The 12028-nt window shown below is 66.2% G+C and carries 4 protein-coding genes; 3 read left to right on the forward strand and 1 reads right to left on the reverse strand.

What is annotated here, in order from left to right:
- Positions 1-35: 35 nt before the first annotated feature.
- Genes ACFQO4_RS01710 through ACFQO4_RS01720 form a run of 3 tightly spaced genes read left to right on the forward strand, consistent with a single transcriptional unit; the run spans position 36 to position 7022 of the window.
- The gene (locus ACFQO4_RS01710) at positions 36-2318 is read left to right on the forward strand and encodes a hypothetical protein (protein WP_500259279.1); all 2283 of its coding nucleotides are present in this window, start codon (positions 36-38) and stop codon (positions 2316-2318) included.
- On the forward strand, positions 2315-3397 hold the full coding sequence (locus ACFQO4_RS01715) for a hypothetical protein (RefSeq protein WP_500259280.1): 1083 nt from the start codon (positions 2315-2317) through the stop codon (positions 3395-3397). Before ACFQO4_RS01710 ends, ACFQO4_RS01715 begins: the two co-directional genes overlap by 4 nt.
- Positions 3390-7022, forward strand: coding sequence for a UvrD-helicase domain-containing protein (locus ACFQO4_RS01720; RefSeq protein WP_500259281.1), 3633 nt, complete (start codon positions 3390-3392; stop codon positions 7020-7022). Before ACFQO4_RS01715 ends, ACFQO4_RS01720 begins: the two co-directional genes overlap by 8 nt.
- A 143-nt stretch (positions 7023-7165) precedes the next feature.
- Here the strand turns inward: ACFQO4_RS01720 and gltB are convergent, their stop codons facing one another.
- Positions 7166-11719 (reverse strand): glutamate synthase large subunit, encoded by a 4554-nt coding sequence (gene gltB, locus ACFQO4_RS01725; protein WP_500259282.1) that lies wholly within the window; start codon positions 11717-11719, stop codon positions 7166-7168.
- Positions 11720-12028: the final 309 nt, after the last annotated feature.

The following is a 12028-nucleotide window of genomic DNA, read 5'->3' on the forward strand; positions in this document are numbered from 1 at the left end:
AGTACCATACAGTCACTACTCCGTGGCATACCGCCATGCCGACACCCGAGTCCCCGACGCTCGAGGGGACGCTCGTCGCCCTCCCGTACCCCCGTCACGACCTCCTCGAGCGCGTCGCCGACGAGTACGCCGCGCTCGTCGAGTCCCACGGATCGAAGAACGTCCTCGTTCTCAAGCGCCACCCAGCCGGACTCGACCGACTCGAGCGGGCCCTTCTCGAGACGACGGACGGCCCGAACGCGGCCCCGGACACCGCCAGCGGCCCGCGAGTCGAATCGCTCCCCGAGCACGCCTCGAAGGTCCTCGAGACGTACGACCCGACGCTCGAGCGCCTCGAGTACGAAGAGCGGATCGAACTCATCTCGCTGGTCGTCGCCGGCGCGAGTCGCGACGTGCCACCGTACCTCGAACGTGCGAGCGAGCACGACAGTTTCGCCCGCGATGTTGGACGACTGTTACTCGAGGCGACTCGGCAACAGATCGACGCCACGGGGGGTCGAGACGGGGACGCCATCCACCCCTGTCTCGCCTTCCTCTACGCGATGAACGACCGGTTCCACGACGAACTCGACTCTCGAGGCTTCGTCGAACGCGCCGACGTGGTCCCACGAGTGGTCGACCTGCTCGAGGCCGACGCTGACGGCCTCCGTGAGCGGATCACGGACTCGTTCGACGCCGTTCTCGCCGTGCAGTTCGAGGAGTTTCGCCGCCTCGACAGGCGTTATCTCGCGACGCTAACGGGGGATGCCGAACTCGTCTGCGTCGGCCAGCGACACGCGAGCGTCGAACGGACACGAGTCGAACCCGGCTCGCTCGAATCGATCGCGGACGGCCTCGAGGTCCGACCGCCGACGCGACAACCCGAATCGAAGCCAGCCCACGACGGGATCGCTCGAGCGCTGGCGACTGGAGCGCCCGGCGAGTACGATCACGATCAGTATTCCGAAGCCGTGCACGAGGGCGACCGCGAGGAGGACAACAGTGCCGAAAACGAGCGCGAGGAAGACGACGAACGAAAGGAGGAGAACGAAAACGAGCACACGACCGCTCGAGCGTACCGACGTCGGACGGAAACTGCTCGAGCGCAGGTGCGGTGGATCGCCAGCGAAATCCACTCGCTTCGCGACCGATACGATTGGTCGTTCGACGAGTTCGCAGTCGCCGTCCCGCGAGCAGAACGCGTTCCCCGGACGCGACGGCTCCTTCGCGACGGGGGCGTTCCCACGGCTACGATCGGAACGCCCTCCCTGGCGGACGACCCCGCCGTTAGCGAACTCTACGCCGTCATCGAAGCGCACTGTACTCTCGAGCAGGGACACGACCCGACCGAGATAGCCGAACCCGTTATCGCCAGACTCGAAGCCCGCGTCGAGGGATTTTCTCCGCGGGAGGTCGAAGCTACCCACGGGCAGTCAGTAAGGACCGCACTCGAGTCGTGGATCCAGCGAACGAATCTGAAGGCACGCATCGCCCGCGACGAACCGTGGATCGACGCCCGCGAGCAGTTCCAGAGCGTCCGCCGGGTCCTCGAAATCGCCCGGTTCGTCGAGCGAACGGACCTCGTCGCCCCCGACTGGCAGGGCCTCCGACGAATGCTCCAGCGAACGATCGAGTACGATGCCCCGCACGTCCACGCCATCGAAACGCGAGCACCGGGCGGTGGGGTAACCGTCTGCCCGATCGACGAACTGGCGTACGACTCGCGGGAGGTCGTGTTCCTGCTGGATCTGATCGACGACACCTATCCCGGGACGCAGTTTCTCACGCCGCTGTTTCCGACGGCGTGGCTGCGCTCGATGCCATCTTATCCCGCCGTGACCGACCCCTCCGCATCGACGCTCGAGGAGACGTTCACCACGGTCACGGACGGGTCGGCCGTCGTCGATCGCTTCGAGACGTACCACGCCGAACGGGCTCGTCGACGTCTCGCTCTCGGTTCTCGGGCAGCGCGAACCCGGCTTTACTGCTGTTCGTACGAGCGCGAGACCGAGGGCCTCCGACGGACCCACGACGAGTCCCGATTCGTTCGCGAACTCGCATCCGCGCCCGGGATCGACCTCGAGCCTGTCGACGTAAAACGCCGAGACCACGTCGGCTACGGACGGCAACGAACCCTCGAAGCCGCTCTCGAAGTGCCCTGGACCGACCTCGAGACGCTCCTGGGCCGTGCGTCGATGGGCGAACCCGTCGACCTCGATGCCACGGCGGAGCGAATCCAGGAGCTCGCACTCGCCCTGGAGCACGAAGGCGTCGACGAGACGATCCGGGACGCCGTGTACACGCAGTTCGAGTTCGCAGCAGGGGAGGTGGGTCGATGACGGGGAACTCCACCGAGGCCGACGCGACGACGTCGCCGCCATCGCGCGCCGAGGCCCCATCGATCTCGATCGACGGCGTTCGAACCCACCTCCTGTGCCCCCAACGGTACCGATACGCCCACGAGTACGGCCTGCACACAGGCGAAGACGAGCCGCAGGTGGGCCGACTCGAGTTGCTCCGAACGGCCATCTGTGATGCCCTTCGTGCGGGGGACGTCGACACGCTCGAGACGCGTGCTTTGGACCGGTTCGCCGACCGCTGGGCGGACTACGGCGAGGGAGTCCACTCGCGCGCCCAGCGACGACACGAACGGCGAGTGCTCGAGGCGGCGATCCGGGCGTACGTCGAGGTCATCGGTACCGATCACGCCGAGTACCTGTACGCTACCAGGGCGGGCGGCGTCGACGGCGAACTCGTCGGTCCAGACCTGCCGCTTCGATCGACGGTGACGGCGACTCGAACGACGGCTGATGACGACGAAGCCTCCCTTCTCCAGATCGACGTGCCGATCGATTACGCTGTCCTCGAGGGATCGTCGTTCGTCGGGGTTCGATTCGTCCCAACTGCCGCCCACCTGGGGATACTTCGCTATCGATCCGCGTGGGACGGCGACGTTGCCGATCGGTTCGCCGGCCACTTCGATCCGGATCGGGCCGAGTTCGCCCCCGAATTGGTCGCCACCCTGCTCGAGACGGCTGCCGCTCTCGATGGATTGCGGACGCTTCGTGACCGCCTGTCCCTCACGGAGGCCCGCACCTGTCGGTACGTCCAGGTCCCGATCCTCGATCGGGACCGGTTGACCGTCAACCCGCTTCGCGAGCGCGTCGAAACGAGCGTCGAGCCGGTGGATCTCACCGAACCCTACTTGGACCACCACACGTTCGGGATGACACACGAACACCGAAACCAGACCGTCGACGATCGGTTGCGACAGGTGGCGACCGCCGCCATCGCCGGCGTCGACGAGGAAGCGTTCGAGTCCCGGTGGGACCGGATCAAGCGTGACGTCTGCCCGACGTGTCCGTACGCCGTCTGCTGTACGAAGTACCTCTCGAGCGAGGTGGCCTTCGATGGATGACCACCGGCACTCGAGGTCGACCCAAGGGCCAGCCCCGAAAGGGAACCAACCCGCCGTCATCGCGAGCGAGGCCGCGTGCACGTCCGTCGACGCTGGCGCCGGTACCGGGAAGACGACCACGATGCTGGCACGGATCGAACGGGCGCTCGAGGACGGTGCTGTCGACCCCTCAGACGTGCTCGTCGTGACGTTCGCGAACGAGGCGGCCGCGAGCATTCGCGCGTCCATCGGCGAGCGACTCGAGCCATCCGTCGCCGCAGCGATCGAGGTCCACACGTATCACTCGTTTTGCTACCGGCTAGTTCGAGAGTACGCCTACTATCTCGGGCTCTCTCCGTCGTTCGAGGTCGTCACCGAGCGGAAGCGACGACGGCTACTCAACCGGCTCCTGGCCGAGTACGAGTACGACTTCGCGGCGGTCGACGTGGCGCCGACGAAATCGGCCACGCCGTCGACGCTCGCCGAATCGGTCGATCACTTCGTTTCGGTGATGAGTCGCGAGGAGATCGATCCGGATGCTCTCATCGCCGCCCTGCCCGACGAGCGGACGCTCGACCTCCTCGAGGAACTGCTCCTGTGGCTCCGCGGCGAGGCGACTGAATCGCTGTCGTTCGACAACGAGGCGATCCGGTACTTCAACCGGGACGAACACGTTACGGAAATTCGCGAGGCGCTCGTCGAGTACGGCACGCTATTGTCGTTCTGTCGAGAGAAGATTGCCGAGGGTCCGGCGACGTTTCGCGACGATCCGGTGGTTCGAGAGATCGACGCCTACCTCCGGACGCTACAGGCGTGCGTGACGAGAACACGAGACGCGATGTCGCTCGACGACCCGTCGACGAATCACCTGCCGCCCGTCCTCTTCGGCAACGAACTCTGGCGAGACGGGGCAAAGACGATCGAACAGACGCCGTTCGGCCGACTCGAGCACTACGTGGCCGTACTCCGACAGGCCGGCCACTACGCCGAAATCTACGGCGACTATCGGGCGAGGCTCGAGACCGACGGTGCGGTCGACTTCGACGAACTCGTTCGGACGGCGACGTGCCTGCTAGAAGACGAGGCAGTCACCGAGGAAATCGCCCAGCGGTGGAGCCACGTCTACTGCGACGAGTTCCAGGACACCGACGCGACTCAGTGGAAACTCGTCACCGAACTCACTCGCGGCCCGGATCGACCCGACCTCCTCGCCATCGGGGACACGGATCAGGCGATCTACGGCTGGCGCGGGACCGACCCCAGGGGGCTCGAGCGCCTCGGTGCGAACGACGACGACCACGAGTCGGTCGAACTCGAGTTGAACTTTCGGTCGAAACAGGAAATCCTGGACCTGACGAACCACTGCTCGTACGGCACCCAGACCTCGAAGACGCTCCGGGAGCATGGACGGACGCGAGGTGGGTACGACGAGTCGAACCCGTCCCATCGAGTACTGAAAATCGAGAGCGACGAACTCGAGTCGACGATACCCGAGCAGGTCGGGACGGCGATTTCACGACTCCTGAACGGCGACTGTGGATCCGTCCCGGAGCGAACGCTCGAAGACATTGCGGTCGTCGTCCGGACGAACGCACAGGCACGGAATATCGCCGCAGAACTCGAACAACACCAGATTCCCTGCGAGCGGTCGGGTTCGACGACAGGGTCCGTGTCGGAGGGGACCCAGACAGTTCTCTCGTACCTCCGAGTGCTGGTCGATCACGACGCCGACACGCACCTTCGACGAGTGCTTCTCGCGCGGTATCGAGTGTGTGAAGCCGATCTCTCCCGCCTCCACCGCCGCAACCGTCGGCTTTACGACGCGCTGTTCGAGGCTGACCTCGAGGCTGAACTCTTCGACGAACCCGGCCGACTCGAACGAGCACGCGCCGACCTCGAGGCGCTCGCAGCGGCGAAGGACGCCTACCCGATAGCGCCGTTTCTCCGACGGTTCCGGGAGCGAACGAATCTCGAGTGGTTTCTGGGCCCCGACGACCGCCAGACGATCGAACGGATCGAACGATTTGTCGACGCCAGGACCGGCACCGACGTGCTCGAGTCGCTCTCGACCCGGTTCGTCGACGCGCTCGAGGGAGTACTCGCGGGCGACTCGGGCGACCGCCAGCAGGGAACCACGTCCGAAGACGCCGTCGACGTCATGACGGTACACCAGGCCAAAGGCCTCGAGTTCGACACGGTCCTCGCGCCGTACCTCTCGGACGAGGAGTGGTGCGTTCGGCGAGACTACGCCTACGGGGCCCGGTATCGCCTGCTCGCCGCGACGCTCGACCCGGCCGTCGACTCGCCGCTGTGTGCGAATCTCGCCGCGGAGCCGACGGCCGAATCCTGGCGCGTTCTCCACGTCGCGCTCACCCGGGCGGAGAACCACCTGCTCGTCTTCGGTTCGAACTACGACTACGAGGGCGGGGACGGCGACCTCGCCGCCTCCGCGGCCGATGCGTGTCTCCCGTCCGCGATCGAGTGGTCGGTTACGGGCGAGCGGATGAATCTCTGGTCGGAACTGGTAACGGCGTTCGACCGGGTGCAGGAAACGTACCCTAAAACGGTCGCCGACGTCACGGACTTGCTCGCCGAACCGTCGACGCACGCCACCGGCACGGTGGATTACCACGGTACCGACGGCCACCGGACGCTCGAGACGGACGAGGCGCTCGACGTCGTCCACCGACTCGGGCGACAGCTTCGGAACCGGACGTTGTTACCGGCTGCAGACGCTGCCCCGTCGGTCCCCGAACTCGACGCGCCGGCGGGGCGACGAGTCGGAGCACTGGATACGTCTGCTTCGCGGTTTACCTCGGGCGCGTTCTCGGACTCGGGATGCGAACGGTTTCCCGAAGCGCTCGAGCACAGTTACAGTGCGCTGGCAGCCCACGACGAGTGTCCGCGAAAGCACTACCTCGAGTACGTCGTCGGGGCGCCCGACGACCCGGTCCCGGGTAACGTCGGTCGACAGTGGGTCGACTCGACCCTGGGCGACAGTCGAACGGGCCGAGAGCCGAACCCGCGACTCGTCGGAACGGTCTTTCACGCCGTGGCTGAGGAAGCGTTCTACCGGGAGTACTCGAGCCCCGAGGAGTGGCGTCGGGCGGCTACCAGACGGCTCACGGCCCGCGGGCAACGAGGAGACGAGAGGGCAGTCCATCGATGTATCGATCGATACTTCGACGCTCGAGAACCAGACCTCGAGGAACCGGTTCACGCGTGGGACGAACTCGCCGCCGAACTGTCGTTTGCGGTCGACGACGTGCCCGGCGTCGACGGGTCGGTCGTCGGTTACGTGGATACGGTCCGACGGGCACCCGATGGACGGCTCGTCGTCCTCGACTACAAGGCGACGAGCGAGCGGATCGACCCCGAAGCTGCCCTCCAGCTTTCGCTGTACGCTCGCGCCTGTGAACGCCGGCTCGACGAGACCGTCAACGCCGTCGGCTACGTCTACGTCGGGCCCGTCGAGGGACCTCGGGTCGTCCTCCACTCCCGGTCGACGACCCCCGACTGGGAGGCGGTTCGACGCGGACTCGAGGCGCTGGATCGACCGACCTACGCCGAGACGACGCCGGGGTCGCACTGTCGGAGCTGTCCGCATCGGTCCCTCGGGTGCGCGCCCCCGCTAGACGAGACGTAGCGTGGTATCGAGACGAATTACGACGTGGAAACGGATCGACGCCCCACGACACCACGTTCGCTCGAGCGTGGCCGATTCGAGCGACCGTAACGAGTCGGGGCCGTCCACCACCTGACCGCCGTGCTAGTGTTCGCGCGTCCCTCTCAATCGTCGCTCGTGGCGAACTCCGGCGATTCGGGTTCGGAACCCACCGCTGGTGATTCGGGAAGTTCGGCACGGACGTCGTCCCGCCCGTCCTCGGTGATCGCCTGGTGGTAGGCCTCGGGCATGACCTTCACGAACGACTCGAGCGCGTGCTCCCAGTTCGCCAGGAGCTCCCGCCCGCGCTCGGAGCCGGTGTAGGCGACGTGGTTCTCGAGCAAGCGCTCGAGCATGGCCTCGTCGGCCTCCTCGAGGTCCTCGTGGAGCGAGACCATGCCGGTGTTGGCCCTGCGCTCGAGTTCCGCGTCGGGGTCGAAGACGTACGCGACGCCGCCGGACATACCGGCTGCGAAGTTCGTCCCGGTCTCGCCGAGGACGGCGACGACGCCGCCGGTCATGTACTCACAGCCGTGGTCGCCGACACCCTCGACGACTGCCTTGGCGCCCGAGTTGCGAACCGCGAAGCGCTCGCCGGCGACGCCGTTGACGTACAGTTCGCCGCCGGTCGCGCCGTAGAGGGCGACGTTGCCGATGGCGACGTTCTCGGTCGGCTCGTACGCGGCCGTCTCGGGCGTTCGGACGGTGAGTTTTCCGCCCGACAGTCCTTTGCCGACGTAGTCGTTCGCGCTCCCCTCGAGGTGGAACGAGAGGCCGTGAGCCAGGAACGCGCCGAAGCTTTGGCCGGCGGTGCCCTCGAGGTCCACCGTGAGGGTATCCTCGGGGAGGCCGGGTTCGCCGTAGCGGCTCGTCACCCGGTTCGAGAGCATGGTGCCGACAGCGCGGTCGACGTTCGTGATCTCGGTTTCGACGGTCCGGGGAGTCCGGTCCTCGATGGCCGCGCTGGCCTCCTCGATGAGGGTTCGGTCGAGGTGATCCTCGAGGCCGTGGTTTTGTTCCCGAATCTTGGTCCGGACGTCGCCTTCAGGTTCGGCCAGGACGGCCGACAGGTCGACGGTGCGGGCCTTCGGGTGGTCGACGTCCTCGCGCTGGGAGAGGACCCCGACGCGTCCGACCATCTCTTCGACGGTTTCGAAGCCCAGGTCGGCCATGATCTCGCGCAGTTCCTGGGCGATGAACGTCATGAAGTTGATGACGTGCTCGGGTTCGCCGGGAAATCGCTTGCGGAGGTCCTCGCGCTGGGTGGCGACGCCGACCGGGCAGGTGTTCTTGTGACACTGGCGGGCCATCACGCAGCCCTCGGCGACGAGGGAGGCGGTGCCGAAGACGTACTCCTCGGCGCCGAGGAGGGCGGCGACGGCCACGTCGCGGCCGGTCTTCATCCCGCCGTCGGCCGAGACGCGGATCCGGTCTCGCAATCCGATGGCACACAGCATCTGATTCGCCTCGGCGAGCCCGAGTTCCCACGGCAGGCCTGCGTGCTTGATCGACGTCCGAGGCGAGGCGCCGGTGCCGCCGGAGTGGCCCGAGATGTGGACCACGTCGGCGTTGGCCTTCGCGACGCCCGCGGCGATGGTGCCAATACCAGCCTCCGAGACGAGTTTGACGTTGATGTCGGCGTCCTCGTTGGCGGCCTTCAGGTCGAAGATCAGCTGTTTCAGGTCCTCGATCGAGTAGATGTCGTGCAGCGGCGGCGGCGAGATGAGGCCGACGCCGGGCGTCGACTTGCGCACGTGGGCGATCATCTCGTTGACCTTCTGGCCGGGCAGGTGGCCGCCCTCGCCGGGCTTGCTCCCTTGTGCCATCTTGATTTGAAGTTCGTCCGCGCTCGAGAGATACGTGCTGGTGACGCCGAAGCGGCCGGAGGCGACTTGCTTGACGGTGCACTCGCGTTCGGTGCCGAAACGTTCGGGCGGTTCGCCGCCCTCGCCGGAGTTGCTCTTCCCGCCGATGCGGTTCATCGCGACGGAGTTGTTCTCGTGGGCCTCCGGCGAGAGGCTCCCGAGGCTCATCGCGGCCGTCGAGAACCGCCCAACGATGTCGGCAACGGGCTCGACGTCCTCGAGCGGGATCGACTCGCGATCCGAGTCGAACTCGAGGAGTCCGCGGAGGGTCCGCAGGTCGGCGGACTGGTCGTTGATCCCCTCGGCGTACTCCTGGTAGCGTCCGTAGTCGCCGGATCGAACGGCCTGCTGGAGCGTTCCCACGCTCTGAGGGTTCCACTGGTGGTGGATGCCGCCCGAGCGGTGCTCGAACTCGCCCTGTCGGTCGAGAGTCGCCTCGTCGCCGAAGGCGGTCACGTGGCGTTCGAGGAGGTCCGCTTCGATCTCGGCGAGGCCGATCCCCTCGGTGCGGTTCTCGGTCCCCTCGAAGTACTCCCCGACGAGGCTCGAGTCGAGGCCGACGGCCTCGAAGATCTGGGCGCCCTGGTAGCTCTCGACCGTCGAGATGCCCATCTTCGCCATGATCTTCAGGAGGCCGTCCTCGAGCGCGCCGACGTAGGCGTCGATGGCCACGCCGGTGTCCGCGCCGTCGGAGCCGGCCGTGAGGTCCGCGATAGTCTGGTAGGCGAGGTACGGGTTGATCGCGTCGGCGCCGTACCCCACCAGGGTCGCGACGTGGTGGACGGTTCGGGGGTCGGCCGACTCGAGGACGATTCCGGCGTGGTTGCGCAGGCCGTTTCGCACGAGGTGGTGGTGAACGGCACCAATCGCGAGCAGGCTGGGGATCGCGACGCGGCCGTCGTCGACGTCACGATCAGAGAGAATCACGACGTCGTTGCCGGCCTCGATGGTCGCGACGGCGTCCTCGCGGACGCGCTCGATGGCCGCCTCGAGGGCCTCGCCGTCGGGTTTGTCGGCGGCTTCTTTGCAATCGTAGGTAACGTCAACCGTCCCCGTCGTAATGTCGTTCGTCTGACAGTCGCGAATCGCCTCGAGTTCGGCGTCGGTGAGGACGGGCGAGTCGAGGACCAACTGGCGGGCGTGTTCTGGCGACTCCGAGAGCAGGTTGCGCTGGAATCCCAGCCGGGACTCGAGCGAAGTGACCTGCTCCTCGCGGATGTAGTCGAGCGGCGGGTTCGTGACCTGCGCGAACAGCTGTTTGAAGTACGAGAACAGCGGCCGGTTGAACTCGGTGAGCACCGACAACGGCGTGTCGTCGCCCATCGAGCCGATGGGGTCCTTGCCCTTCTGCATCATCGGCTCGATCAGATTCTCGAGTTCGTCGTGGGTGTAGCCGAACGCGGCCTGGTGGGAGCGAAGTCCGTCGACGGCCTGGCGTGGTTCCGGGTCGGCCGTCTCGAGGAGGTCCTCGACGCGAACCTGTTCGCGGGCGAGCCACTCGCCGTAGCGGTCCTCGACGAGGCCGTCGAAGACTTCCTCGTCCGGGATGACTCGGCCCTCGTTCGGGTCGGCCAAGAACAGTTGACCGGGCTGGAGCCGCCCGCGCTCGGCGATCTTCTCTGGTGGGGTCTCGAGCGCGCCGGCCTCGCTGGCGGCGATCAGGCGGTTGTCGGTCGACACGTCGTACCGGCACGGGCGCAGGCCGTTCCGGTCGAGGACGGCGCCGACGCGTTCGCCGTCGGTCGCCGCGACGAGCGCGGGGCCGTCCCACGGCTCGACGAGCGAGGCGTGAAAGTCGTACCAATCCTTGCGCGCCTGGTCCATCTGGTCGTCGCCGCGCCAGGCCTCGGGAACGAGCATGCGGAGAGCGTGGGGGAGGTCGCGCCCGTTCTGCACGAGCAGTTCTACGGCGTTGTCGACGCTCGCCGTGTCGGACTGGTCGGGGTCGTTGATGACGGGCTTGACGGCGTCGAGATTGTCTATGACCTCGCTCTCGAGATCCGTCTCGCGGGCGCGCATCCAGTTGACGTTGCCCTGGATGGTGTTGAACTCGCCGTTGTGGACGACGTTTCGGTAGGGGTGAGCGAGGTGCCAGGCGCCGAGCGTGTTCGTCGAGAAGCGCTCGTGGACCATCACGAACGTCGACTCGAGGCGCTCGTCGGCGAGGTCGGGGTAGTAGTCGGCGACCTGCTCGCCCTTGAGCAGGCCCTTGTAGACGAGCGTCTTCGAGTCCAGCGAGCAGACGTAGAATCGATCGGACCCGTCGATGTCGGCGTCCTCGACCGCGTTCTCGAGCGCGCGCCGGGCGACGTAGAGGCGATGGTCGAAGTCGTCGTCGGCCAGTTCGTCCGTAGCCGAGACGAACACCTGCCAGACGTCTGGTTCAGACTCGAGGGCTGTCGTGCCCAGCTCGTCGTTGTTCGTCGGCACGTCCCGCCAGGCGAGGGTCTCGAGTCCGTACTCAGAGAGGGTGTCTTCGAGGAGGTGGACGAGCGCCTCGCGGGCGGCGTCTTCCTGTGGGAAGAAGATTGATCCGGCGGCGTACTGCGACGGCAGGTCGACGTCGAGTTCATCGCGGAAGAAGGCGTCGGGCGTCTGGAGCACGATCCCCGCGCCGTCGCCGGTGTTCTCTTCGGCGCCGGTAGTGCCTCGATGCTCGAGGTTGACGAGGAGTTCGAGGCCGTCGGCGACGACGTCGTGGCTCGCTTCGCCGTCGAGGTCCATAACGACACCGAGACCGCAGTTCGACCGTTCGTCTACGGGGCTGGCGAGGCCCCGCTCACCGTGAGACGAGTCACTGTGTGGCTGTGTCATACACACTCGAGTGACCCACACCCACAAGAGGATACCCCATTATGACTAAGGGTATTATAATGCCATATTAGGGAATTAAAACCGTAAGGGTGTACGAGAATACGAAAGCGCGTACTAGGGGCGCAGGAGGGGCATTGAACGCTCGGTAAATCGGTTTGCGGCCGGCCGGCGGTCACATCGCTCTCGCTCGGTGAGAATCGTCGCCAGAGAAAGTGTCAGAGGCACGTAGTGTCCATCCGCTGGATGCACACCACGATAGGTAGTCACCGCCGGAGCCATATGCACTATGGGGCTAAACGATTAGGTTCG

Source organism: Saliphagus sp. GCM10025334, from assembly GCF_042663485.1.
In the GTDB taxonomy this organism is placed as follows: domain Archaea; phylum Halobacteriota; class Halobacteria; order Halobacteriales; family Natrialbaceae; genus Natronosalvus.